This is a genomic window from Streptomyces sp. ICC1 (genome assembly GCF_003287935.1).
GTDB classification, from domain to species: domain Bacteria; phylum Actinomycetota; class Actinomycetes; order Streptomycetales; family Streptomycetaceae; genus Streptomyces; species Streptomyces tritrimontium.
Genome location: NZ_CP030287.1, coordinates 5,196,198 through 5,221,915 on the forward strand (window position 1 = coordinate 5,196,198; position 25,718 = coordinate 5,221,915).

At 74.8% G+C, this 25,718-nt stretch carries 18 protein-coding genes; 4 read left to right on the plus strand and 14 right to left on the minus strand.

Translation table 11 applies throughout. The annotated features are described in order from the left end of the window. Positions 1–356 precede the first annotated feature (356 nt). Entirely contained in the window at positions 357–1,130 is a 774-nt protein-coding gene (locus DRB96_RS24585) for an isoprenyl transferase (RefSeq protein ID WP_112450416.1), read from the minus strand. 128 nt (positions 1,131–1,258) lie between these two features. On the opposite strand from DRB96_RS24585, the gene mgrA reads away from it, so the two are divergent. The 3 genes from mgrA to DRB96_RS24600 all read left to right on the plus strand — a co-directional run bounded on the left by mgrA (position 1,259) and on the right by DRB96_RS24600 (position 4,762). Then, positions 1,259–2,296 carry an L-glyceraldehyde 3-phosphate reductase gene (gene mgrA / locus DRB96_RS24590; RefSeq protein WP_112450417.1) on the plus strand — a complete coding sequence of 346 codons (1,038 nt, stop codon included), beginning with the start codon at positions 1,259–1,261 and terminating at the stop codon, positions 2,294–2,296. Between the two features lie 391 nt (positions 2,297–2,687). Further along, complete coding sequence (locus tag DRB96_RS24595; RefSeq protein WP_112450418.1) at positions 2,688–4,052, plus strand: carotenoid oxygenase family protein; 1,365 nt, start codon at positions 2,688–2,690, stop codon at positions 4,050–4,052. A 71-nt stretch (positions 4,053–4,123) separates the two neighbouring features. Next, a complete protein-coding gene (locus DRB96_RS24600; protein WP_275432024.1) occupies positions 4,124–4,762 on the plus strand; it encodes a nucleoside/nucleotide kinase family protein in 639 nt (212 codons plus the stop codon). A gap of 8 nt (positions 4,763–4,770) precedes the next feature. Here the strand turns inward: DRB96_RS24600 and DRB96_RS24605 are convergent, their stop codons facing one another. From DRB96_RS24605 to DRB96_RS24665, 12 genes are all read right to left on the minus strand, one after another. Next, a complete protein-coding gene (locus DRB96_RS24605) occupies positions 4,771–5,259 on the minus strand; it encodes a hypothetical protein (RefSeq protein WP_239516383.1) in 489 nt (162 codons plus the stop codon). A 135-nt stretch (positions 5,260–5,394) separates the two neighbouring features. Next, positions 5,395–6,513 carry a histidinol-phosphate transaminase gene (hisC, locus tag DRB96_RS24610; protein ID WP_112450421.1) on the minus strand — a complete coding sequence of 373 codons (1,119 nt, stop codon included), beginning with the start codon at positions 6,511–6,513 and terminating at the stop codon, positions 5,395–5,397. A gap of 64 nt (positions 6,514–6,577) precedes the next feature. Continuing rightward, on the minus strand, positions 6,578–7,855 hold the full coding sequence (locus tag DRB96_RS24615) for an ATP-grasp domain-containing protein (protein WP_112450422.1): 1,278 nt from the start codon (positions 7,853–7,855) through the stop codon (positions 6,578–6,580). Then, a complete protein-coding gene (locus tag DRB96_RS24620) occupies positions 7,852–8,691 on the minus strand; it encodes a TauD/TfdA family dioxygenase (protein ID WP_112450423.1) in 840 nt (279 codons plus the stop codon). The genes DRB96_RS24615 and DRB96_RS24620 overlap by 4 nt, the downstream gene beginning before the upstream one ends. After that, positions 8,673–9,944, minus strand: a complete 1,272-nt coding sequence (locus DRB96_RS24625) for an MFS transporter (RefSeq protein ID WP_112450424.1) — start codon at positions 9,942–9,944, stop codon at positions 8,673–8,675. The genes DRB96_RS24620 and DRB96_RS24625 overlap by 19 nt, the downstream gene beginning before the upstream one ends. Next, the gene (locus DRB96_RS24630; RefSeq protein ID WP_112450425.1) at positions 9,934–11,346 is read right to left on the minus strand and encodes an FAD-linked oxidase C-terminal domain-containing protein; all 1,413 of its coding nucleotides are present in this window, start codon (positions 11,344–11,346) and stop codon (positions 9,934–9,936) included. The genes DRB96_RS24625 and DRB96_RS24630 overlap by 11 nt, the downstream gene beginning before the upstream one ends. Next, the gene (locus DRB96_RS24635; protein ID WP_112450426.1) at positions 11,343–11,555 is read right to left on the minus strand and encodes a ferredoxin; all 213 of its coding nucleotides are present in this window, start codon (positions 11,553–11,555) and stop codon (positions 11,343–11,345) included. The genes DRB96_RS24630 and DRB96_RS24635 overlap by 4 nt, the downstream gene beginning before the upstream one ends. A 49-nt stretch (positions 11,556–11,604) precedes the next feature. Further along, the gene (locus tag DRB96_RS24640; protein WP_112450427.1) at positions 11,605–12,834 is read right to left on the minus strand and encodes a cytochrome P450; all 1,230 of its coding nucleotides are present in this window, start codon (positions 12,832–12,834) and stop codon (positions 11,605–11,607) included. After that, entirely contained in the window at positions 12,827–19,117 is a 6,291-nt protein-coding gene (locus tag DRB96_RS24645; protein WP_162689090.1) for a non-ribosomal peptide synthetase, read from the minus strand. Before DRB96_RS24645 ends, DRB96_RS24640 begins: the two co-directional genes overlap by 8 nt. After that, positions 19,114–19,539 (minus strand): nuclear transport factor 2 family protein, encoded by a 426-nt coding sequence (locus DRB96_RS24650; protein ID WP_112450429.1) that lies wholly within the window; start codon positions 19,537–19,539, stop codon positions 19,114–19,116. The genes DRB96_RS24645 and DRB96_RS24650 overlap by 4 nt, the downstream gene beginning before the upstream one ends. After that, positions 19,536–21,782 (minus strand): aminotransferase class III-fold pyridoxal phosphate-dependent enzyme, encoded by a 2,247-nt coding sequence (locus DRB96_RS24655; RefSeq protein WP_112450430.1) that lies wholly within the window; start codon positions 21,780–21,782, stop codon positions 19,536–19,538. The genes DRB96_RS24650 and DRB96_RS24655 overlap by 4 nt, the downstream gene beginning before the upstream one ends. Positions 21,783–22,404: 622 nt before the next feature. Further along, positions 22,405–24,063, minus strand: coding sequence for a bifunctional 3'-5' exonuclease/DNA polymerase (locus DRB96_RS24665; RefSeq protein WP_112450432.1), 1,659 nt, complete (start codon positions 24,061–24,063; stop codon positions 22,405–22,407). A gap of 185 nt (positions 24,064–24,248) precedes the next feature. Between DRB96_RS24665 and DRB96_RS24670 the strand changes: the two genes are divergently transcribed. After that, on the plus strand, positions 24,249–25,415 hold the full coding sequence (locus DRB96_RS24670) for a DUF2786 domain-containing protein (protein WP_112450433.1): 1,167 nt from the start codon (positions 24,249–24,251) through the stop codon (positions 25,413–25,415). 90 nt (positions 25,416–25,505) lie between these two features. Here DRB96_RS24670 and tatA read toward each other — a convergent pair whose 3' ends face one another. Further along, on the minus strand, positions 25,506–25,691 hold the full coding sequence (gene tatA / locus DRB96_RS24675) for a Sec-independent protein translocase subunit TatA (protein ID WP_112450434.1): 186 nt from the start codon (positions 25,689–25,691) through the stop codon (positions 25,506–25,508). Positions 25,692–25,718: the final 27 nt, after the last annotated feature.

Below are 25,718 nucleotides of genomic sequence, written 5' to 3' on the forward strand. Positions count from 1 at the left end.
CCGACTCCCGGCCCTCCACTCCGTCCGTGCGAACCGCACGCTCGTCCTGGTGCAAAGGGCCTCCCGGGCGGACGACCCCATGCCGTCCGCTGAGACTCGACACCCGTGGATCGGGCATCGACCTGCAAGGGGTATTCCCCGATTGGGACCGGCCATGCCATGGCATATGACGGACGCTCGGTGAATCCCTGGTGAAGGCCTTGCGCGCAGGGGCCCCGAAGCGGCGCAGCGGCGTACGGGAGCACGGGGACGGCGCGCCGCGGACGGGTCCGGGCGCGCCGTGAGGTGCCGAGGGGGTATCAGAGATTCGCAGGTCAGGTGCCGTACGACGGCGTGCCCGGGACCCGCGGGAGGGCTCAGGAGCCGTAGCGCCGGTGGCGGGCCGCGTAGTCGCGCAGGGCCCGCAGGAAATCGACCTTGCGGAAGGCGGGCCAGAAGACTTCGCAGAAGTAGTACTCGGAGTGCGCGCTCTGCCACAGCATGAATCCGGACAGCCGCTGCTCGCCGCTGGTGCGGATCACGAGGTCCGGGTCGGGCTGGCCGCGCGTGTAGAGGTGCTCGGCGATGTGGTCGATGTCGAGGATCTCGGCGAGCTCCTCGAAGGAGGTGCCCTTGGTGGCGTGCTCCAGCAGGAGCGAGCGGACGGCGTCCGCGATCTCCTGGCGGCCGCCGTAGCCGACGGCGACGTTGACGAGTATCCCGTCGACTCCGCGGGTGGCCTCCTCGGCCTCCTTCAGGACGTTCTGCGTCCCGGCGGGCAGGATGTCGAGGTTGCCCACGTGGTGGACCCGCCAGCGGCCGTCGGCGGCGAGGCCGCGGACCGTGTTCTCGATGATGTTGAGCAGCGGGCGGAGCTCGACCTCGGGCCGGTCCAGGTTGTCCGTGGAGAGCATCCACAGGGTGACGACCTCGACGTCCGTCTCGGTGCACCAGCCCAGCATCTCGGAGATCTTGTCGGCCCCGGCCTGGTGGCCCTGTTCCGTGGTGCCCCCGGACGCCTTCGCCCAGCGGCGGTTCCCGTCCAGAATGACGCCGATGTGCTTGGGCGTCTCGTCATGGTCGATGCGGCCTTCCACCCGGCGTGCGTAGAGCCTGTACACAGGACGGCGTACCAGGTCGCGCAGCTTCACGATCTTCCAGCCCCTCCGAGCGATTCCCCCGATGCGGAATGCGGTCCCCCCAGGTCCGCCACATTACTGCGCGGCGGGATCCGGTACCCAACTCGGTCCTGTCACAAGTCCGTGATAGGGAGGACAACGTGACTGAAAACAATCCCTATCGGGCAGAGCCCGCGCGCTACGACTCCATGGAGTACCGGCGCACCGGCCGCAGCGGCCTCAAGCTCCCCGCGATCTCGCTCGGCCTCTGGCACAACTTCGGCGACGACGCGTCCCTGGAGTCCCAGCGGGCGATCCTGCGGCGCGCCTTCGACCTCGGCGTCACCCACTTCGACCTCGCGAACAACTACGGACCGCCCCCCGGCTCGGCCGAGCTGAACTTCGGCAAGATCTTCGCGCAGGACTTCGCGTCCCACCGCGAGGAGCTGGTCCTCTCCACCAAGGCCGGCTACCTGATGCACGCGGGTCCGTACGGAGAGTGGGGCAGCCGCAAGTACCTGCTCGGCTCGCTGGACGCCTCGCTGAAGCGGATGGGCGTCGACTACGTCGACGTCTTCTACTCGCACCGCTTCGACCCGGAGACCCCGCTGGAGGAGACCATGGGCGCGCTCGCGTCCGCGGTCCAGCAGGGCAAGGCGCTGTACGTGGGCGTGTCCTCGTACACCGCGGAGCAGACGGCGGAGGCGGCCCGGCTGCTGCGGGAGATGGGCGTGCGCCCCCTCATCCACCAGCCCTCCTACTCCATGATCAACCGCTGGACGGAGGAGGACGGCCTGCTGGACACCCTGGAGGAGGCCGGCATGGGCTGCATCTCCTTCGTGCCGCTCGCGCAGGGCCTGCTCACCGGCAAGTACCTCAAGGGCATCCCGGAGGGCTCTCGGGCCACGCAGGGCAAGTCCCTGAACCCGGACCTGCTGTCGCAGGACGTCGTCCGCCGGCTGAACGGGCTGAACGACATCGCGGCGCGGCGCGGCCAGACGCTGGCGCAGCTGGCGCTGAACTGGGTGCTGCGGGACGAGCGGATGACGTCGGCGCTGATCGGCGCTTCGAGCGTCAAGCAGCTCGAGGAGAACGTGGCTTCCCTGTCCGGCGCACCGCTGTCGGAGCAGGACCTGAAGGAGATCGACTCCTTCGCGGTGTCCACCCCCGGCGCCAACATCTGGGCCCAGCGGGGCTGACCTGCGGATTCGCCCGCCGTGCCCGGGGCATGAAAAACGGGCCGGTCCGTGGGGGGGATACGGACCGGCCCGAGGGGGGGGTTCCACCATAACCCTTCGTAAAGCCCGCTGCGTGCATTGCCGCGACACGATTACCCTCCGAAGTCACCCGGCAGCACTCAGCTGAGCCGAAACCGCCCCCCGAGGCCTTGTGGGGCCCGGGCGGAGCCCCCCGGGCCCCACAAGGCCTCGGGGGGCGGTTTCGGCTCAGCTGAGTGCTGCCGGGTGACTTCGGAGGCCGTGCTGCGTCTACACCTAGACGGCCGTCGGCGCCAGCGGAGGTGTATGACAGCCGGGGGTCCGCCGCAGCACCGCCACACCCCCTCGAAATCCCACCGAAAGAGGTTCCGCCGTGACTGCCGACCAGCCGTACCTGAACGGCCACTACACCCCCGTCACCGACGAGGTCACCGCCACCGGCCTCACCGTCGAGGGCACCCTGCCGCCCGAGTTGACCGGCCGCCTGCTCCGCAACGGCCACAACCCCAAGCCCGGGGTCAGCCCGACGCACTGGTTCAAGGGCAGCGGCATGGTCCACGGGATCCGGCTGCGCGAGGGCCGCGCCGAGTGGTACCGCAACCGCTGGGTGCGCACCCCCGCGCTGGACGGGGCCCCGTACATGACGGAGAACGGCCCCGATCTGACGGCCAGCACCGCCGGCACCCACATCATGGAACACGCCGGACGCCTGCTCGCCCTCTGCGAGGCGAACCTCCCCTTCGAGCTCACCCGCGAGCTGGAGACCGTCGGCGCGTACGACTTCGACGGCAAACTGCGCACGGCGATGACCGCGCACCCCAAGGAGGACCCGGTCACCGGCGAGCTCCACTTCTTCGGGTCCTCGCCGTTCCCGCCCTTCCTGGTGCACCACGTCGCCGACGCCAAGGGCGAGATCGTCCACAGCGCCGAGGTCCCGGGAGCGACCGCCTCCCTCAAGCACGACTTCGCCCTCACCCGCCGGCACGTGGTCTTCGTCGAGGGCAACGTCACCTTCGACCCGGCCGACCACTCCGGCATCCCCTACGGCTGGAGCGACCGGCAGCTCTCGCGCATCGGCGTCATGCCGCGCGGCGAGGACGGCGCGGGCCGCATCCGCTGGTTCTCCATCGAACCGGGCAACATGCTCCACGTGTCCAACGCCTACGAGGACGGCCAGGGCCGCATCGTCCTGGAGGGCCCCACCGTGGACCGCGAGGGATTCCGGCTGTCCTGGAACTGGTGGATCGGCGCGCCCGGTCGGGGCACCGAGCCCGTCTCCCGCTCCTACACCCGCCGTTGGGTGCTCGACATGGCCTCCGGCACCGTCGACGAGCGCATCATCGACGACCTCGCGGTGGAGTTCCCGACCCTCAACGAGGAGTACCTGGGCGCCGAGAACCGCTACCAGTACGCCATCGCCTTCCCCGACGAGAAGGGCTTCGGGGGCTACGGCATCGTCAAGTACGACCGCACGACCGGCGCCCGCCGCATCCACCAGGTCGGCGACGCCCGCATGCCGAGCGAGGCGGTCTTCGTCCCGGCGGCCGGCGCCTCGGGCGAGGACGAGGGCTACCTCCTGACCGTCGTCTCCGACCTGAAGCAGGACGCCTCGCAGCTCCTGGTCCTCGACGCCTCCGGCCTCGACCGCATCGCCACCGTCCACCTGCCCCACCGGGTCGGGGCCGGACTCCACGGCTCCTGGATCCCCGACACCGCCCTGGACGGCGCCGAGGGCTGACATCCGCGGCCCGGCCCGACGACCGTGCCCGTGGTCGTCGGGCCGGGCCGCGGGTCGGGCAGGATACGCACGTGCGGAACACGACGGAGGCGGATATGACGGCGGAGCTGGTGGCAAGGGCGGGCAGGCTGGCCGTCGCGGGCCGCAGGCGGATCCTCGGCATCGCCGGGCCGCCGGGGGCCGGGAAGTCGACGCTCGCCGCCCGGCTCGCCGTAGCGCTCGGGCCGGGGACGGCCGTGGTCGTCCCGATGGACGGGTTCCACCTCGCCGGGGCCGAGCTGGCCCGGCTGGGGCTGGCCGACCGCAAGGGCGCTCCCGACACCTTCGACGCCGCCGGGTACGTCGCCCTGCTGCGCCGGCTCCGCAGCCCCGACGGGGCCACGGTGTACGCGCCCGCCTTCGACCGCTCCCTGGAGGAGCCGGTCGCGGGCAGCGTTCCCGTCGCCCCGGCCGTACCGCTGGTGATCACCGAGGGGAACTACCTGCTGCACGACGCGGGAGCGTGGGCGGCGGTACGGCCACTGCTGGACGAAGCCTGGTACCTCGCCCCGGACGAGGCCCTGCGCGTCGGGCGCCTGGTCGACCGGCACGTGCGCCACGGCAAGGACCCGTCGTCCGCCCGGGCGTGGGTGGCCCGCTCGGACGAGGCGAACGCCCGGCTGATCGCCCCGGGCGCCGGGCGCGCGGACCTGGTGGTCGACGCCGGCTGAGGGCCGCGTCACCACACGAGCTTGTAGGTCACGTGCTTGGGGACCGGGTCCGGTGCCGTGTCGGTGTAGAGCAGCCGGATCGTGGTGAAGCGCTGGACATCGGGGTGCTCCGGCCAGGCCTGCGGGCTGCCCAAGGTCACCGTCACCGGGTAGCCGTGGAAACGGCCGGCCGCGCAGTAGGGGCGGCAGTCGTTGACCATGTCGGTACCGGTGGCCGTGGCGGTCCTCGACCCCCAGGAGTCCCATCGGAGCCCGACGAGGCGGTTGTTCCCGTCGCCGCAGGCAAGGAGGTATTCCGCGGGGCGCATCTGCGCCTGGTCGAAGCAGTCCACGACCACGACCGGGTCGCCCGGCTCCAGGATCCGGGCCGACGTCCCGCCCGCGTGCGCGGACGCCGGAACGGCCACCGCCAGAGCCACGGCGCACAGCAGGGCGGCGCCCGTCCGCACCCCGCGCCGGGATGCGCGTGCACGCCGCCCACCTGCTGAAACGTTCACGACAGACCTTCCTCGCCACTCCGCCCGCGCCGCCGGCCGCCGGCGCTGCGACCATCCCAGCTTCCCCCATCGGGGTGGACCCCGCACCCGCTGGCGGCAGCGCGCGCCCCACGCGCAGATCGACGAGGCCGTGCGCTACCTGGATTCGCGCCGGTGCACCGGACCGTCCCCGGGCCTGCCGACGGCCTGGGGCCGCAAAGCGGTCGCCCGGTAGCGGTCGGCCGCGCGGAGGAAGGCGTCGTTCTCCTCCGGCAGGCCGACGGTGGCGCGGACCCCGTCGCCGGGGAAGGCCCGGACGAGCACGCCGTGGCGGGCACAGAAGTCGGCGAAGCCGGCGGCCTCCTCCCCCAGGGGCAGCCACACGAAGTTGGCCTGCGAAGGGGTCACTTCATGGCCGTGCCGGGTCAACAGGGACTCCAGGCGCCGCCGTTCGCGCACGATCGCGGCGGAGCGCGCGCGCACCTCGTCGGGGCGGTCGAGCGCGGCGAGGGCGGCCGCCTGGGCGAGCCTGCTGACCGCGAAGGGGACGGACACCTTGTGGACGGCCGACACCACGGCCGGCGCGGCCACGCAGTACCCGATGCGCACGCCGGCGAGCCCGTACGCCTTCGAGAAGGTGCGCAGCACCGCCACGTTCGGGCGGTGGCGGGCCAGCGCGATCCCGTCCGGCACGTCGGGATCGTCGACGAACTCCCGGTACGCCTCGTCCAGTACGACCAGGACGCGGGCCGGTAGGCGGTCGAGGAACGCGCGCAGTTCGCGGCCCCGGACCGCCGTCCCGGTGGGGTTGTTGGGGTTGCAGACGAAGACGACGCGGGTCGCGGGGGTGACGGCGGCGAGCATCGCCTCCAGGTCGTGCCGGTGTCCGGCGTCCAGGGGGACGGTGCGGGCGCGCACTCCGGACACCTTCGCGAAGACCGGATAGGCGTCGAAGGAGCGCCAGGCGAACAGGACTTCGTCCCCCGGGCCGCAGAACGCCTGGATGAGATCGCGGCACAGGCTCACCGACCCGCAGCCGACGGCGATGCCCTCCGCGGGGACGTCCAGTTCGTCGGCCAGTCGCCCGACCAGGGTGTCGGAGAACCACTGCGGGTAGCGGTGGCCTTCGACGGCGGCCCGGGTGATGGCTTCGACCACGGCGGGCGGGGGCGGCAGCGGCCCCTCGTTGGAGTTGAGCAGGATGGCGCCGGGCGCCGTGCCGGGAATGTTGTAGTCGGGGACGGAGGCCAGGTCGGCTCGGATGGCAACACCCATGGGAATCCTCGGGAGTGGGACGGCGCACGCCGGCATGCGCGTGCGGGCGCGGGCGCGGGCGCGGTCAGTTCGGGGCGAGGTGGAACACGTCGTCGGCCAGCAGCCGGATGCGGCGCTGGTCGGCGAGGAGCTCCTCCGGGCTGTCGCCGGTCAGGAAGACGCGCAGCGGGCTGGACAGCAGGTCGGTGGTGGGCCGCATCCGGTCGCCCGGGGCCAGCCGGACCACCGCCAGGTGCACCGTTTCCAGTGCGCGGATCCGTGCCAGGGCGTTCTCGTCCACGGCCTCGACGAGGCCGCCGCGGCTGGTCCGCACGTGGACGACCATGCCTTCGCGGTGCTTGCGGTACAGGGTGTCGCCGGGGTGCGCGCGCCGGTACTCCCCCGGGCGCACGCAGGCGAGTGCGAGCAGGTCGGCCTGGTTCCCGTCGAGGCAGGAGTCGTGGTGGCCCGGGTCCATGATGCCGTCGAGCCTCGCGCCCACCTCGACGAGCACCGGCCCGGCGGCGGTCATCATGATCTCCGCGTGGGCGGCGCCGAACCGGATGTCCAGGGCGTCGAGCACGGTGTCCAGATAGGTGACGAGGGGTTCGACCTGCGGCGCGCCGGGGTCGATCAGGACGTCCCGGTCGTAGACCGGCCGGGTTCCGACGAGGGTCTTGTCGTAGCGCCAGACGCCGCACACGTGCCGTGTGCCGCCGGGACCCCTGACGACGTCCACGATGTACTCGGTGCCGTCCAGGAAGGACTGCGCGAGCACCTCGTCGTTGTGCCGGCCGAAGATGTCCCGGCTGCCGAGGATCTCGGCGGCCGCGGCGCGGACGTCGTCCGGGCCGCGGCAGACGGAGACCTTGTCCGTGGAGGCCGAGCTGAGCGGTTTGACGACGACCGGGTATCCGGTGGTCGACGCCCAGGCGAGCACCGCTTCCACGTCGTCGGACTTCAGCTGGTCGGCGCAGCGGATGCCGGCGGCGCGCAGCGCCTCGATCATGCGGTACTTGTCGCGGCGCAGCGCGGAGGTGGCCGACGGGTTGCCGGGCAGGCCCAGCAGTTCCGCCGTCCGGTCGGCCGGCGGGACCCCGGTCTCCTGGCCGGGCAGGACCCCGCACGGGTGGTAGGAGGCCAGCTCCTTCGCCGTGCGGGCGGGATCGGCCGCGTCCTGGACCACGTTGGCCAGGTACGGGCGCAGGTCCGGCGGGGGTACGCAGTCCAGGAACTCGGGGGTGCTCTGGAGGTGGACGACGTCCGCGCCGAGCTTGCGGAAGGACGCGGGCAGGTACTTGCCGACCGAGTAGCCGTCGACGATCACGCCGACGGGCGCGGCGGGGTGCCGGGGCCCGCTCATGCGGCGGCGACGCTGACGCGGTGGACGGTCCGGGAGACGCCGGGCGGCAGGTCGGTGGCGACGTGGTAGGTGGTGGCGGTCTTCCACAGGAGCAGGTCGTGCGGGGTCCAGCGGTGGGTGTAGGTGCGGTCGGGGTCGGCCAGGAGGGTGTCGACGAGGTCGAAGAACGCCTCGTTCTCGTTGGCGTCGAGGCCGACGACCCGGTCCATGTAGGCGCGGGCGGCGTACAGGAAGCGGCGGCCGGTGTGCGGGTCGCGGCGGACGACGGAGTGTTCGACGGCCGGGTACTGGCGGGCGATGAGGGCCCGCACCTCGGCGATGGACAGGCCCACGTGCTCGGGGGCGATGCGCTGCTGCTTGGTGAGGGTGTGCAGCCCGACGCGGTCCTCCAGGAGGGTGCGCCACTGCTCGGGCAGCCGGTCGTAGACGTCGGCGGCGCTGGCGAAGACGGTGTGGCCGTGGTCCTCGGGCACGTGGACGCCGTGCAGCACGGTGTAGGCGGAGGGGTCGGCGTCGAAGGAGGAGTCCTGGTGCCAGAAGTGGCCGACCCGCTCGATCCCGACCGGCAGGCCGTCCTTGCGCTCGTTGGAGGAGACGAGGATCTCGGCGAACTCGGGGTGGCGCCAGTCGGCGAGGAGGAAGGGGACGGGGCGGCCGATGCGGGCGGCGAGGCCGATCTGCTGCCGGGGGGTGAGGTCGATGCCGCGGACGACGACGAGGTCGCGCCGGTTCAGGGAGTCGACGACGTCGGCGAAGACCTCCGGGCGGGTGAGTTCGGCGTGGGTGAGTCCGCTGTACTCGACGCCGATGAAGGGGGTCAGGTCACGCTTGAGCACGGTTCCTCCTTGTGCCAGGTGTACGGGTTGGTGCGGGCCGCGAGCAGCAGCAGGCAGGCGGTGCAGACCGCCGCGCCGGCGGCCGCCCACGGGGCGCCCGGGTGGCCGGGGGCCGAGAGGTGCAGGGCGAGTTGCGGGGCCGCGATGAAGGCCAGGTTGACGCCGCCGGAGTACAGGCCCATGTTGCGGTCGGCGGCCGGGCCGGAGAGCCGGCTGACGTAGTCGAGCAGTCCGGGGAAGACGACGATCTCCCCGGCCGTCCACACGAGGGTGGCGAGCACCAGTTCCGGCCCGGTGTCGGCCAGGGCCATGAGCAGGAACCCGGTGCCCGCGAGCGCGTAGCCGCTCAGCAGGGTCGCCAGGTGTCCGACGCGTGCCATGCGGATGTTGAGCGGGACCTCGAACAGGACGATCCCGACGGCGTTGACGGTGAAGACGACGCCGGCCCAGTAGCCGGGCAGGCCGAGGCCGACGATGACGTAGGCACCGACGAAGACCGAGGGCAGCGCGTAGGCCAGCTGGATGGGCAGGGAGAGGCCGAACACGCTCCAGAACCGGGTGCGTTCGGCCGTCGTCTGCCGGACCGGGCCGTGGGGCCGGGTCGCGCGGCCCGGCCCGCCGCCGGCGGCGGCAGCGACGGCAACGGCGACGCCGGCCGCGGTGTCCGGTCCGGCGGCGGGCCGGCGTCCGCCGCGGCGGTGCAGGAACGCCGCGGCCGCCAGGACGCACAGGGCGTTGGCCCAGAACACGGCGTACGGGTCGAGGGCGTAGAGCAGGGCCCCGAGGAGCGGGCCGGCCGACAGTCCGAGGTTGATGGCGAGCCGGTGGCACGAGAACGCGACCTTGCGCTGCTCGGGCGGTGACCCGGCGATCGTGGCCGCGTAGGACGCCGGGGTGACGATCTCGTACGCGAACCCCCAGACCAGCACCACCGTGACGAGCGCGGGCAGGCCGTGCAGCAGCGGCACCACCGCGACCGCGGCGGCGCCCAGCAGGAAGCCGCCCCGCATCAGGGCGTACGGGTGCAGCCTCGCGAGGAGCCGTCCGGCGGCCAGGTCCGCGGCGAGGGCGCCGACCCCGAACGTGGTGACGGCCAGGCCCGCCTCGGCCGCGTCCAGACCTCCGCGGCCCAGCAGGTACGGGGTGAGGAAGGGGTAGGCCATGGTGCCGGAGCGGAAGAGCAGGGTCGTGAGGAACAGGGTCCGCAGGGGCGGGGCGAGCCCGGCCAGCGTCCGCAGGGTCTCAACCGGCACGGCGGGTCCCGGCCGGCCGCCGGGCGAACACGGCGCCGGGGTTGAACAGGCCCGCCGGGTCGAGGGCGTCCTTGAGGTCGCGGTGCACGCGCAGGGCGACCGGGCCCAGTTCGCGTTCCAGCCAGTCCTGCTTGAGCTTGCCGACTCCGTGCTCGCCGGTGATCGTGCCGCCGAGGGACAGGGCGAGGGCGAGGATCGCGTCGAACGCCGTCCGGGCGCGGGCGTACTGCCCGGCGTCGTCGCCGTCGTAGAGGACCGTGGGGTGCATGTTGCCGTCGCCCGCGTGGCCGACGACCGCGACGGTCAGCCCCGCGTCGGCGCCGATCCGCGTGCAGCCCTCGATCAGATCGGCGATGAGGGTGCGGGGCACGGCCACGTCCTCGGTCATGCAGGCGCCCCGGGCTTCGAGGGCGGCGAGGCTCACCCGGCGGGCGCGCAGCAGCAGGGCGCCCTCCGCCGCGTCCTGCGTGGCGTGCGTGTACACCGCGCCGGCTTGCCGGAACACGCGTTCCATCTGGTCGAGTTCGGCTTCGCGGGTGCCCTCCGGCGCGTCGGACTGGCACAGCAGCAGGGCTTGGTCGCCTTCGCCGGCGAGCTCGGTGCCGAGGTAGGCGGACGAGGCGCGCAGGGAGGTCGCGTCCATGATCTCCATGAGGGAGGGGACGAGGCCGGCCCGGACGATCCGGTTGACGCTGGCTCCCGCCCGGGCCACCGAGTCGAAGGCCGCGATGACCGTGCCGGGCGCGGAGGGCAGCGGGCGCAGGGAGAGGGTGGCCCGCGTGATGATCCCGAGGGTGCCCTCGCTGCCGACGAGGAGGCGGGTGAGGTCGTAGCCCGCGACGCCCTTGACGGTGCGGCGGCCGGTGCGCAGGAGGGAGCCGTCGGCGAGGACCGCGTCCAGGCCGAGGACGTAGTCGCCGGTGACCCCGTACTTGCCGCAGCACAGGCCGCCCGCGTTGGTGGCCAGGTTCCCGCCGAGGGTGCACGTGTCGAGGCTGGAGGGGTCGGGCGGGTAGTACAGGCCGTGGGCGGCGGCGGCCGTCTTCAGGTCCTGGTTGACCACGCCGGGCTCCACGACGGCGATCCGGTTGTCCGGGTCGAGTTCGAGGATCCGGTTCATCCGCGTGGTGACCAGGACGACGCAGCCGTCGACGGCGTTGGCGGCGCCGGTCAGGCCCGTTCCGGCGCCCCTGGGGACGATCGGGACGCCGGCCGCCGCGCAGGCCCGCACGCATGCCCGCACCTGCTCGGCCGAGGCGGGCAGGGCCACCGCGAGCGGCCGGCCGTGCGGGGCGAGCGGCATCATGTCGTGGGAGTAGCCGACGGTGGCGTCCGGGTCGGTGACCAGGGCGCCGCCGCCGCCGAGGGCGGCGCGCAGGGCGGCCAGCAGGGCGGCGCTCATGCCGGTCGCCCGTCGGCCCCGGTGACCAGGATCGCCCGGGCGGGGCACAGGTCGGCGGCCTCGTGGACGGCGTCGGCGAGGTGCTCGGCCGGTTCCGGGTCCAGCAGCATGACGATGCCGTCGGTCTCGTCCTGGTCGAAGACCGTGGCGGCGGACAGGACGCAGTGGCCGGCGCCGACACAGCGCTCGGGATCGAGGGTGACCTTCACGGGGTCGGCTCCTTCGGTGCGGGGGGACGGGCGGCGGGCGGCAGCGGGGTCACCAGGTCACGGGAAGGGCGTGCACCCCGTACACGGCCATGTCGGACTTGAAGCGGATCTCCTCGACGGGCACGGCCGTGCGCAGCGTCGGGATCCGGCGGGCCACGGCGGCGTAGACCTCCTGGAGCTCCACCCGGGCCAGCGACTGGCCCATGCACTGGTGGGGCCCGTAGCCGAAGGCGAGGTGGCCGTGCGCGCGGGAGGCGGGGTCGAACTCCTCGCCGGCGGGGAAGCGTTCGGGGTCCCGGTTGGCGACGTTGATGGCGGCGACGACGCCCTCCCCGGCCCGGACGAGCCGGTCGCCGACCTCGACGTCCTCGACGGCGATCCGGCGGATGCCGCGCTGGACCACGGTGAGGTGGCGCAGCATCTCCTCGACGGTGTCGGAGAGCAGCTCGGGGTCGTCGTCCGTGCCGAGGGCGGCGAAGTGGCCGGGGTGGCGCAGCAGCGTCAGCACCCCGAGGGAGATCATGTTGGCGGTGGTGTCGTGGCCGGCGGTGAGCAGCAGGAGGGCCATCGCGGCGAGTTGGGGTCGCGTCATGGTCCCGTCGGGCAGGTGCCGGGCCGCCATGCGGCCGATGAACCCGTCCCCCGGTTCGCGTGCGGCGGCGGCGACGAGCTCCTCCAGGTAGTCCTGGAGGGCCTGCCGGGCGGCGGCGGCGCTCTCGGTGGTGCCGTCGACGACGTTCATGGTGTGGGTCAGGCCGCGGAACAGCTCGCGGTCCTCGAAGGGCACTCCGAGGAACTCGCAGATGACGGTGAGCGCGACGGGCAGGGCCAGGTCGGCCACGAGGTCGGCCTCGGTGCCGCGGAGCATGCGGTCCAGGCAGCCGTCGACGACGGCGCGCACGGCGGGGCGCCGGCGCTCGGCCCGTTTCACCGTGAACTCGCCGAGCACCAGGCGCCGTACGGCGTCGTGGCGCGGGTTGTCCATGACGAGCAGGGTCGGTTCGACGGCGGTCTCGGCCAGGGCGACGGCGCTGGACAGCGGGTAGCCGCGGCGGCTCTTGTCCGCGCTGAACCGGGGGTCGGACAGTACGGTACGGGCGTCGTCGAAGCCGGTGAACAGCCAGGGGCGGACCCCGTTCCACAGCGTCACGCGGGGCACGGTGCCCGCGTCGCGGATGTCGGTGGCCTCCCGGGGCGGGGCGAACGGGCACTGCCGGTCCCTGGGGTAGTGCGGGTCGGAAGCCGGGCCGGTCGTCGCGTCGGTCGTCGGGTCAGTCATCGCGGGTGCTCCGGTCGAGTTTCTGCCACCAGCGGCCGACGAGGGCGTCGTCCAGGGCGGGCGGGGTGACGCCGTGGGCCCGCAGGGCGGCGACGGTGGCGTCGTTGCGGTGGTCGGGGAGGCCGGCGTCCGGGTGGTCGCACAGCTCCCGGAAGTACTCGCGGTAGGCGAGGGCGGGCAGCGCGGTGCCGCGGGCCTCCGCGTCGGCCAGCCGGCCGAGCCAGACCTCCAGCGGGACCGCGGGGGTGGTGCGGCCCGTGCGGCGCTCGTGTACGGCGAGCAGTTCGGCCAGCGGGGTCCGCCGGGGGTGGTGCAGGTGGTGGACGGTGCCCGGGGCGGCGTCGGCGAGGGCCAGGGCGACCAGGGCCCGGGCCATGGTGTCCACGGGCAGTGCGTCGGTGGCGAGCCGCGGGTCGTCGGGGTGGCAGCCGAGGGCGGTGGACGTGACGAGGAGCCGGCTGAGGAAGTCGTCCTCGCTGACGGCGCCCGTCGTGCTGCCGCCGGCCCGGCCGAGCCGGTAGATCCGGGCGTCGGCCCCGCGTTCGAGGGCCTGGCCGACGAGGTGCTCCGCGGCCCACTTGGCGGCGGCGTAGCCGCGACCGCGCGGATGCCGTTCGCCGGCGGCCGGGGTGGCCTCGGTGATGGTGCGCGGGCGGGTGCCGCCGGGTCCGTCCCGGAACACGCCCAGGGTGGAGACGTGGTGCAGGCGGGCCGGGCGGCCCTGCGCGCAGATCCGCAGGAGTTCGGCGGTGCCGCCGACGTTGGCGGCCGCCAGGTGGTGGAAGCCGGACACGTGGTGGACCTCGGCGCCCAGGTGGAGCACGGTCGTCGCCCGCAGGACGTGTTCCCGGTGCGTGCCGTCGAGGCCCAGGCCGGGCCGGGACAGGTCCCCGGGGACGGGCACGATCCGCGGGTCCGAGGCGTCGCGGCGCAGACCGTGGCGGCGCAGGGCCGCGGCCAGGCGCCGACGGGCGGCGTCCGGGTCCACGGCCCGGACCAGGCACAGGACCGGGCCCGTGGTGCGGTCCAGCAGTTCGGCCAGCACGTGGGAGCCCACGTATCCGGTGGCCCCGGTGAGCAGCACGGCGTCGTTCGGGTCGAAGGGGCCGGGACGGTCGGGGAAGACGATGCCGGGGTCGAGCCGCGCGTCGTCCGGCCCCACCGGCAGGGTCGTCGGATCGGGCCCCCGCAACAGCCGGGCCACCGCGCGTACGGTCGGCTCGGCGAGGAAGTCGGCGACGGCGATCCGGACCCCGAACTCCCGCTCGATGCGGCCCAGGAGCCGGATGACCCGCAGGGAGTGGCCGCCGTGTGCGAAGAAGTCCTCGTCCAGGGAGCCCGCCGGCCCGCCCAGCACGTCCTCCCACAGGGCGAGCAGCCGCCGCTCGCTCCCGTTCGCGGGGCCGTCCCCGGAGCCGTCCGCCGGGCCGTCGGCGGGGAGCCGCTGCTGCCGGAGGGCGGCCAGCCGGGCGGCGAGCGACGTCCGGTCGGCCTTGCCGTGGCTGCCGGTCGGGATGGCGGGGACGGGTACGGCCAGGCGGGGCACCATGTGGCCCGGGAGCAGCCGGGCCAGGTGGGCGCGGGCGTCCTGCGGCGCGGCGGTGCCGACGTAGCCGACGGCGAGTTCGGCGTCGGTGCCGGTGCCGAGGAGGACGGCGACGGCCTCCCGGACACCGGGGTGCTCCGCGAGCGCGGCCTCGATCTCGCCGAGCTCGATGCGGAAGCCGCGCAGCTTGATCTGGTGGTCGAGCCGGCCGAGGTAGTCGACGGCTCCGTCGGGCAGCCGGCGCACGCGGTCCCCGGTGCGGTAGCAGCGTCCGGCGCCGGCGAGCGCGGGATGGGTGGTGAACAGCTCGCCCGTGCGCTCGGGGTCGTTGCGGTAGCCGTCGCCGAGTCCGGCGCCGGAGAGCCACAGTTCGCCGGGCACCCCGGTGGCCGCGAGCCGTCCGTGGCGGTCCACCACGTGGGCCGCGGTGCCGGGCAGGGCGGTGCCCACGGGCACACGGGCCCGGTCGTCCGCGGGGCCTGCCCGGTGGGTGGTCGCCAGGATCGCCGCCTCGGTCGGGCCGTAGCCGTTGACGACGACCCGGTCCCGGGCGAAGTGGCGCGTGTCGTGGACGTCCGCGGGCTCACCGGCGACGAGCAGTACGCGCACGTCACCCAGGTCGGGACGGTCCAGGGCGCGCAGCAGCGAGGGTACGGTCACCATCACGGTGACCCCGGCGGTGCGCAGGGTGCGGGTGAGGGCCGGGCCGTCGGAGCGGGTGGCGTCGTCCGCGTACACCAGGGTGGCGCCGGAGACGAGCGGCATGAACTGCTCGAAGGCGGCCACGTCGAAGCCGGGCGAGGTCAGTTGGAGCCAGACGTCGTCCGCGGTGAACGGGTGCCGGTCCAGGCAGGCGAGGAGCGTGTTGGCGACCGCGCGGTGGGAGACGGCGACGCCGCGGGGGCGCCCGGTGCTGCCGGAGGTGTAGATCACGTACGCCGGGGCGGCGGGATCGCCGGGGTCGCCGCGATCTACGGCGGGCGCGGTCTCCTCGCCGGGGGCGGCGAGGGCCTCGATGTCGAGGACGGGCGGGCCGGAGGCCTCCGTACCGGGGCCGAACAGCGTGTCGGCGGTGTCCTTGGCGCAGACCAGCGCGCCGGCATCGGCGTCGGCGATGCAGTGGCGCAGCCGCCGCGCCGGGTACGCCGGGTCGAGCGGCACGTACGCGGCCCCGGCCTTGAGCACGCCGAGGAGGGTCGCGGCGAGCAGCGGGGAGCGCTCCAGGCACACGGCGACGCGGTCGCCGGGCCGGATCCCGCGGGTGGCGAGGCGGGCGGCCACGGTGCCGGCGAGCCGGTCGAGTTCGGCGTAGGTGAGGCTGGTGCCGGCGCCGGTCACGGCGGTCTTGTGCGGGCGGGCCGCGACCTGCCGGGCGACGAGGGCGGGCAGGGTGGTGTCCGCCGCCCGTGGGCCCGGCTCCGGTGCGCGGCTCAGCCGTTCGTACTCCCCCGGTTCGTACAGGGTGACGTCGCGCAGCGGCGGGTCGCCGTCCGCGAGGCGGTCGAGCACGGCGGCCAGTTGACCCGCCAGCCTCTGTGCGGTGGCCCGGTCGTAGAGGTCGGTGCTGAACTCGACCTCGACGTCGAGGCCGTCGCCCTCCTCCTCGAAGGTGAAGGCCAGCTCGAAGGTGGCGGTGGCGCGGCCGCCGGCGTCCCAGGGCTCGGTGCGCGCACCGGACAGCTCGAGGGGACGCGGCCCGCGTTGCCGGTGGTTGACGACGGCCTGGAAGGGGACGGCCGCCCGTGCGGTGGTGGACGGCGCGAGTTCCCGGCCCACGGCCTGGAAGGGGACGTCCTGGTGGTGCAGGGCCTCGGTACAGGCGGTGCGGACGCGGGCGAGCAGGGACCCGGCGGTGGTGTCCGCGTCCGCCTCGACGCGGACGGGCAGCAGGTTGACGAAGCAGCCGACGAGGTCCTGCGTCCCGGCCCGGTCCCGGCCGGCGGCGAGGGCGCCCAGGGTGAGGGTGTCGCGTTCGGTGTGGGCGGACAGGACCGTGTACACGCCGGCCAGGCAGAACATGTACGGGCTGACGCCGTGCCGGCGGGCGGCCTCGGCGTGGCGCGCGTGCTGCGCGGAGCCGATCCGCAGCCGCACCCGGTCGCCGGATCCGCTGAGCACCGCGGGTCGGGGGCGGTCGGTGACCAGGTCGAGCGCGGCGGCGCCCCCGTCGAGCGCGCCCTGCCAGAACCGGGTCGCGGCGGTGAGGCGTTCGGGGCGGGGCACCTGGGCGGCGCGCAGGTGCTCGGGGTAGGCGGGGCTCAGGGGCGGCAGGTCGGCGGCCGGGTCCGCGTACAGGGCGGACAGCTCGGAGGTGAAGAGGTCCAGGGACCAGTCGTCGGCGATGGCGTGGTGGACGGCGAAGTGGATCAGGGCCCGCCCCTCGTCGAGGGTGAGCACCAGGGTGCGCAGCAGCCGGGTGCCGTCGGCGTCCGGGCCGGCCGCGCGGTGTTCGGCGGCCAGGGCGCGGGCCAGGGCCTGGCGTTCGCCGGCCGGAACGCCGGAGAGGTCGACGTGGCGCAGCGCGGCGCCCGGGTCGGCGGTCAGGCTCTGCCGCCAGCCGTCGGCGTCGCGCCGGACGACGGTCCGCAGGGCGGCCTGGCGCCGGCCCAGCAGGTTCAGGGCGTTCCGCAGCCGGTCCTGGTCGAGCGGGCCGTCGACGGCGTAGCCGCGTCCGATGACGTACCGGTCGGTGCTCGCGGTGGCCTCCTGCTCGAACCAGATCCCCTCCTGGGCGGGCGACAGCGGCAGTCCGGCGGGGTCGGCCGCGGGGGCGACCGCGGGGTCGGCCTCGGGGTCGGCCTCGGCGGCGGAGCCGTGCTCCGGTGCTACCCCCGCGGTGGCGGCGGCCACGCGGGCCGCCAGGGCCCGGACCGTCGGGGTGGTGAACAGGTCGGCGATCGTCAGGGCCGCGCCCTGGTCGCGTTCCAGGCGGGCCAGGATCGCCATCGCGGACAGGGAGTCCCCGCCGGCGGCGAAGAAGTCGGTGTCCGGGCCGACGGAGCGGCCGAGGACGGCCTCCCAGTGCGCGGAAACGGTGTGCAGGGCGGCGGCCTCCGTACCGGCACCCGCCGGGGCGCCGCCGGCCGGGCCGGGAGCCGCCGCGGCCGCGACGGCCGCCCGGTCGGCGAGGGAGGCGAGGCGGCGCCGGTCGGTCTTGCCGTTGGCGGTGGTCGGCAGCTCCGCCAGCACGGTGACGGCTGCCGGGACCGCCGGTTCGGGCAGGATCCGGGCGGCGTGGGCGCTGAGGACGGCCTGGGTGCTGAGAGCGGCCTGAGTGCTGAGAGCGGCCTGGGCGTCGGACCGGGCGTCGGCGTCGGCGGCCGCGTCGCCACCCGGTGCCAGCACCACGTACGCGGCCAGCCGGCGCGCGTCCGCGGCGCCGTAGGGGACCACGACCGCCTCCCGGACCGCCGGGTGGGTCAGCAGCGCCCGTTCCGCCTCGGCCGGTTCGACGCGGTGGCCCCGGATCTTGACCTGGTCGTCGAAGCGCCCCAGGAAGGCCAGTTCGCCGCCGGGGAGCCGGCGGACCCGGTCGCCCGTCAGATAGGCGGTGTGGTCGGGCCGGCCGGGCTCGGGGACGAACCGCTCGGCGGTCTGCTCCGGCCTGCCGCGGTAGCCCCGGGCGACGCCCGGGCCGCCGATGCAGAGCTCGCCCTCCTCGCCGGGCCCGGCCGGGGTGCGGTCGGGGCGCAGGACGTGGGCAGTGGCCCCGGCGAAGGGACGGCCGATCGGCACGTCCCGCCAGCCGCTGTCCCAGTCGTCCGGGGTGTCGAAGGTCTGCCAGCAGGCGTAGACGGTGGTCTCCGTGGGCCCGTAGCCGTTGACGATCCGGCAGCCGGGCAGCTCGCGCAGCGCGGTCCGCACCGCGTCCGCGTCGGCCCGGTCGCCGCCCGAGACGCACAGGCGCAGCCCGCGCAGGTCCGCCGTGATGTGCTCCATCGCCAGCCGGAACAGCGGGGCGGCGAGCCGCAGGACGGTCACCCCGTGGCGGGCGCACTCCCGGCCGATGTCGTGGACGCCGGGCCGGTCGGACGCCGGCAGCACGAGCCGGGCGCCGTTGAGCAGGGCGCCCCAGATCTCGAAGACGGAGGGGTCCACGTGGAGCGGGGCGAGCTGGAGGACGGCGTCGTCGGCGGTCAGTCCGGCCTCGGTGGCGTGGGCCAGCGCGAGGACGGACCGGTGCGCGACCTGGACTCCCTTGGGGGCGCCGGTGCTGCCGGAGGTGTGGATGACGTAGGCCGGGGAATCCGGCCCCGGCCCCTGACTCTGACCCTCACCCTGACCCTCGCCCGCAGGGGCCTCCGGGACGGCGTGCGGGGAGCCGTCGCCCGGCTCCGGTGCGTCCTCGTCGACGGCCAGGACCGTCACTCCGGCGGGCAGGAGGGCACGCAGCCGCGGAACGTGCGGCCCGGCGGCGAAGACGGTGCGCAGGTGGTTGTCGAGGACGAGCGAGCGGATCCGGTCGTCCGGTGCGTCGGGGTCCAGCGGAAGGTAGGCGCCCCCGGCCAGAACCGTCCCCAGCAGGGCGGCGATGGTGCCGGGCGAGCGGTGGGCGCAGATCCCGACGGGCTCGCCGGGGGCGGTGCGGCCCGAGAGGCGGCGGGCGGCGGCCGCGGCCCTGGCGGCGAGTTCCGCGTAGCCGATCCGGAGGTGGCCGCGGACCAGCGCGGTGCGGTGGGGGTGGGCGCGGGCCACTGCGGTGAAGGCCGCGCCGAGGGTGGTTGCGGTGGTGTTCACGGGGCCGCGGTCACCTCCTGCGGGTCGCGTTCGAGCGCCTCGACGACGCTGGCGGTGTCGAAGAGGTCGAGGTAGCGGGAGATGAGTCCGTCGCGGACGGTGAATACGTTCATCCACGGGGCCTCGTAGCGTGCGCCGTTGGCCAGGACGTGGGTGCGGCTCACGCCCAGCACCACGACCCGGTCCCCGGCGTCGAGGTAGTCGTAGGCGTCGCACTCCTGGACCCGGATCAGCTCGCGGACGATGGCGAAGAACGCGCGGAATCCCTCGACGCCGCGGTAGACGCCCGCCCACGGCAGCGAGGCGGGGCCGTGGTAGACCCATTCGAAGTCGGGGGCGAGCAGCGGCTCGATGTCGGCGAGGCGGCCCTCGTCGAACAACCGGAAGAAGGTGCGGATCACTTCGACGTTCTCTGTGCTCATACGGTGCTCCTCGACGAGTTCGCGGGGGTGCGGGACGGGCGCCGCTCCGGCCGCCGGGACAGGCGCCGGGACAGGCGCCGGGACAGGCGCCGGGACGGGCCCTGGGACAGGCGCTGGCCCAGCCGGAACAGGGCGGCGTGGGCGAGGAGCCGGGCCGGGCCGGTGCGGGAGAGCCGGCGGGCGCCGCGCATGACCTGGGAGATCTCCCGCTCGGTGGCGGTCAGGGGCAGCAGGAACACGTCGTAGACGACGAAGGCGCGGGCCCGGTTGATCCACCAGAGGATGAGGGCGTACGTCATCCACTCGCCCCCGGGATCGACGAGGCGGCCGAGCACTCCGGGTACGCGTGGTTCGAGCCGGCCGAGCATGCCTTCGGCGAAGCGGCGGCCGACCACTCCGCGCGGCCCTTCGTCCATGGCGGCGAGTCCGGCGCGCACGAGGTCCGACAGGGCCCCGGCGCGTTCGGGCACGCCGAGGGCGTCGACCTGGCGGATGGACTGGAGGGCGAAGTGGGCGCCCAGTCCGTGGGCGTGGTGGGTGCGCAGTTCCTCGACCAGCCGCGGGTTGGCCCGGCGCGCGGCGTCGTGGACCTCGTCCGAGACGAGGGCGGCGCCGGTGGGGAAGCAGCCGTGGCTCAGTGCCTTGGACAGGCTCATGAGGTCGATGTCGGGGAGCCTGCCGTGGTGGGCGAAGCGGGTGCCGCAGCGGTAGTAGGACGTCAGGACCTCGTCGACGCCGACGAGGTAGCCGTGCTCGGTCCGGCCCTCGGTGACGGCGTCGAGGAGGGGTCCGGGGATCGGGGCGTAGGCGTCGGAACTGCCGTGGACCAGTTCGATCCAGACGAGTCCGATGTCGCCCGCGGCCGCCTCCTCGCGGAACTCCTCGACGGCGTGCGGAGTGAAGGGGTCGATGTAGCGGATGTCTTCGTAGAGCGGTCCGAAGGGCGCGCGGGTGCGGTCGGCGGCGGTGGCGAGCAGGGAGACGAGGGTCTTGCCGCCGTAGTTGTGCTTGAAGACGACGATGCGCCGCTGCCGGGGGCGGGCGAGGCGGGCCAGGGTGATGGCGCTCTCCACCGCGGACGCGCCGCTGACGGCGGGGAAGGCGTGGGGCAGGCCGGTTTCGCGGGCCAGGACCCCTTCGAGCTCGCGGACGTGGTCCCGGGCCGGGTCGTGGCCCCGTACGACGTCGGTCAGCGCGTCGGCGGGGTTGTGGCCGGCCACGCCGAGCCCGGCTCCGCAGAGCCCGTCGACCAGGTCCAGTTCGCGGCCGGAGTCGAGGCGGACGGTGAGCCGGGAGCCCTTGGCCCGGACGACGTTCAACGCGCCGTGCAGCTTGCGCTGCATGCGCGCCGCCATCGGGTTCACGTGCCGGGCGTACAGGTCGAGGGTGGCCTGCCGGTCGGCGGCGGCGGCCGCGAGGACGCGGTGCACCGGGGCGGTGGCCTCCCAGCGGGGCAGCAGCCGGGCGACGACGGCGCGCATGGCGACGGTGTTTCCGCCGTAGGTGTTGGAATGCAGGAAGCCGGTCCGCGGGGTGCTCCACGGCGCGAAGGTGTCGTGGGTGCCGGTGAAGGCGCCGAACGGGACCTCGTGCCCGGTGAGGGATTCGCCGAGGACGACGAGGTCGGGGCGCAGCGCGGTGACGGCGGGGTCGGTCGCGGTGTCCGGGGAGATGTCGCTGAGGTCGACGACGACGCGGGCTCCGGTGGCGCGCGCGGCGCGGGCCAGTTCGGCGACGGCGGCCAGGTCGCTGTCGTCGAGGAGTTCGGGGGCGCGTATGACGAGCCCGCACACCGGGGTGCTCCGCAGGGCGGTGCGCAGGCCCGCGACGGTGGTGTGGGTGGGGAGGCCGGGGGCGAGGGCGCGGTCGGGGCCTTCGCCGAGCGGGTCGGTGCGGCGGGCGAGGGTGCCGTCGGGGTCGAGGACCAGGACGCGCCCGCGGTGGGCGGCCGCGGTCGCCGCGGCGCGGTGGCGCAGCAGTTTGACGGCGCCGTGCAGGGCCTCGTAGCGGGAGTTGGCGAAGAAGCTGCGGTAGCGGGTGCCGGCCGGACGGCCGCCCAGTTCCCGGACGAACTCGCTGAGGAGGTGGCCGGCCTGCGCGGCTTCGGTGGTCACGAACCAGGACGGCATGGCGAACACGGGCTGTTCCCGCGCGATGAGGTCGGCCAGGATGCCGAGGGTCTGCGGACCGGCCGGGCGCAGGTGCGGCACGGGACCGGGCTCGGCGTGGGGGTTCGGGTTCATGACGCCATCTCGCTCGTGGGAGGAGTCCCGGCGGCGGGTGCCCGCGGGACGCGGTGTTCTCGGCGGGACCGGTTGCGGGGTCGGCCTCGGCGCGCGGTCGGCGGTGGCGCGCCCGGGAGGGCGGGGGGGTGGGTTGGGGCCGGGGCCGGTTGGGGCGGTAGGCGAGCTCGTTGGGGAGGTAGCCGCCGCCGCCGCCCGCAACGGCGCGGGGGCCGGGGGTGGGCCCGTCCGTGCGGTCCACGGGGCTGTCCTGACCTGCGGGGATCTCGCTGACTTCGGTGTTCAGCAGCACCGGGTACGGGCTCTGGACGGCGGTCATGGCGTCGGTGGGGAGGGTGGTCCGCAGGAATTCCGCTCCCGGGCCGAGACCCGGCGCCGTGACGGGGTGCGCGTACGTGCCCCCCGAGAGTGGCAGGCCGAGCGTGTGTTCTTCCAGCACGACGGGTGCATGCGGCCCTGCCCGCAGGTGGAGGCGCCGGCGGGGGCCGCCGCGACACGCGCGGCGGGCTGGCTGGCCGGCCGCATCCTCTTCTGAGAGACGCCGGTCCGCTACCCGTTCACTACGGCGATCGTCGAGTCCTACGCGGACCCGAAGTCGCGGGGGCGGCAGGGGCCGCCCCCGCTACTTCGCGTCCGCGTAGCACTCGACGATCGCCGTCGTGAACGGGAAGCGGACCGGCGTCTCGCCGAAGGTGATGCGGCCGGCCAGCTCGCCCGCCGCGCGGATCGCGTCGGCCACCGCCGGCGCCTCCTCCTGCGGGCAGTGGACGATGACCTCGTCGTGCTGGAAGAACACGAGCTCGGCCCGCAGTCCCGCCGCCGCGATCGACTGGCGCAGGGCCGCGAGCAGCAGCAGGGCCCAGTCCGCGGCGCTGCCCTGCACCACGAAGTTGCGGGTGAAGCGGCCGCGGGCCCGGGCGTCGGTCGAGGCGTAGCTCGGCACCCAGCCGTCGGGGGCCTCCTCGGCCTCGCCGGGCTCGGCCGGCGGCGGGCAGGTCCGGCCGAGCCAGGTCCGTACGAGCCGGCCCTCCTCGCCCGCCTTCGCGGCGTCGTCCACGTACGCCACGGCACGGGGGAAGCGGCGGCGCAGCGCGGCCAGGTTCTTCAGGCCGTCGCCGGAGGTCTGCCCGTACACCGCGCCGAGCACGGCGAGCTTGGCCATGTCCCGGTCGCCGGAGAAGCCCTGGCGGGAGATGGAGGTGTACAGGTCCTCCGGGCGGCCGGCCACCTCCATGAAGGCGGGGTCGCGGGAGATCGCGGCGAGGACCCGCGGCTCCATCTGGTCGGCATCGGCCACGACGAGCCGCCAGCCGGGGTCGGCGACGACGGCCCGGCGGATCACCTTGGGGATCTGCAGGGCTCCGCCGCCGTTGGTGACCCAGCGGCCGGTGTAGGTGCCGCCGGGGATGAACTCGGGCCGGAAGCGGCCGTCGTGGACCCAGTCGGCGAGCCAGCTCCAGCCGTGGGCGGTGTAGATCCGGTAGAGCTTCTTGAACTCGACGAGCGGGGCCACCGCCGGGTGGTCGAGCTCCTGGATCTCCCAGCGCCGGGTGGACTTGAGCTTGATCCCCGCCTCCGCGAAGGCCTTGATGACGTCGGCGGGCAGTTCCGGCCGCACGCGGCGGCCGAACGCGGCGGAGACGGCGTCGGCGAGCTCGGCGAGCCGGCGGGGCTGGCCGCGGCCCGCGTACCGCTCGCCGAGCATCTCGGTGAGCAGCGCCCGGTGTACGTCGGCCCGCCAGGGCAGGCCCGCCCGGTTCATCTCGGCGGCCACGAGGAAGGCGGCCGACTCCGAGGCGACGAGCAGCCGCATCCGGGCGGGATGGGAGGTGGCCTCGAGCCGCTTCGCCTGGTCGGCGTGGATGGCGGCGAGGGCGTCGAGGGGCACGGGGGCCGGCTGGGGGTCGAAGAGGGAGTTCTGTGCGCCGGGCTCCGCGGCGCGTTGCGGGGGGTCGGCGGGGACGGGCGCGTTCGTGAGGCGGGCCCAGGCGGCGGCCGCGGAGCGGGGCTCGCCGAGGCGGCCCTCGTGGGCGAGGAGGAGGAGCTCGGCGTCCTCGATGTCGTGGCAGCGCTCGACGCGGGTGCCGGAGGCGAGGAGCCGGGGGTAGACGGCGGCGGTGGACCGCCAGATCCAGCGGGTGCCGGCGGGCGCGGCGCGGATCGCCTCGGCGGGGTCGGCTGCGGTGATGCGGGCTCCGCCCGACGCGGGGTCCAGGGGCATGGCCTGCCACCGGCCGTCGCCGTCTTCGGCGAGGACCCACCTCGGGGTGTGCTCGGTCATGAGTGCGAGTGTCCCACCGGGGGCTGACAGGCCCGCTCCGCGCCGCGCGGGCGGCTCCCCGCGGGGCCCCGCGCGGGCGGCTCCCCCGGGGCTCCGCGCCCCCGTACCCCGGGGCCTCGCGCCCCGCACGCCGGGGCCCCGCACCCCTGAGCCGGGGTGTCCCCGGTGCGTGCCAAGCTGGAGGGGTGAGAGACATCGTCGACCGGGCCTGCGAGGCCGCGCTGTACGGGCAGGATGACGCCGGGCTGGACGCCGGGGCCTCGGTGCTCGTGGCCGAGGGCGAGCGGTGGGCCGGGGTCGGCCAGGCGCTGCTCGCGCGCGGCGAGGAGTACGTGCGCCAGGCCTGGGAGCGGGGGTGGCGGCCGCAGGACGTGCTGCGCCTGGTGCGGCGGGACCTGGCGCCGGTGCACGTGCGGATCTGCGAGGACCTGGTCGCCGCCGAGGCGCGGCGGTACGCGCGGCTGCCCGAGCGGTGGACGGACGCCGAGCCGTGGTGGGGGGACGACACGCGGTACGGGGAAGCGCTCGCGGGGCGGGAGCGGACCGACCGGTTCACCCTGGCCGGGGCCGTGCTGGAGGTCTTCCGGCTGCTGATCCGGCTGCCGTCCATAGAACCGGTCGGACCCCTGCCGGGCGACGCGGCCGGCCTGCTCGAACACGCGCACATCGAGCCCCGCATGCTCGGCCGCATCCGGGCGCTCCTGGCGAAGGCCGAGGCGACGAACTTCCCGGAGGAGGCGGAGGCCCTCAGCGCCAAGGCGCAGGAACTCATGGCCCGGCACACCGTCGACGAGGCCCTGCTCGCCGTGCGGACGGGCGTCAAGCAGATGCCCGGAGCCTGCCGGATCGGCGTCGAGGCCCCGTACGAGGAGGCCAAGGCGGTCCTGCTGGACGCCGTGGCCGGCGCGAACCGCTGCCGGGCCGTCTGGAACAGCGCGTACGAGTTCTCCACCGTCGTCGGCTTCGAAAGCGACCTGGAGGCCGTCGAACTCCTCTACACCTCGCTGCTCGTGCAGGGCACCGCCGCCATGACCCGCGCCGAGGCCGGGCAGCGGGCGGGCGGGCGCAAGCGGACCAAGACCTTCCGGCAGTCCTTCCTCCTCGCCTACGCGAGCCGGCTGGGCCAGCGCCTCGCCGAGACCGCCGAGCACACGGTGGCCGAGGCCCCCGACAACCTGCCCGCCCTGGTCGCCCGGGACGTGGCCGTCACCTCGCGGGCCGAGGAGATGTTCCCCCGGACCACCACGACCCGGCTGCGCGGGGCCACCGACCTCGCGGGCTGGGAGGACGGCACGGCGGCCGCCGACCGCGCGCACATGGCGGACGGCGGGCGCCCGTCCCTGCGCAACTGACCGAGGGGGCCCGGGATCCGGGGTCCCGGGCCCCCTCGCTCGGCGCTTGGTGCTTGGCACTCGGTGCTCGGCGCCCCGCTCGCTCGGCGCTCAGCGTTCCGTGGCTGGTGCCGTCGCCTCCGGCTCCTCCCGGAGCGCCCGCGCCTCCGCCTTCAGGATCCGCGCCGACCTGCCCAGCCCGCGCGCCATCTCGGGCAGCTTCTTCGAGCCGAAGAGCATCAGGCAGACGAGTACGAGGATGGCGAGGTGCCAGGGTTCCACGGCGTTCCTGAGCATGTGTGTTCCCGTCTTCCGGAGGCCGCC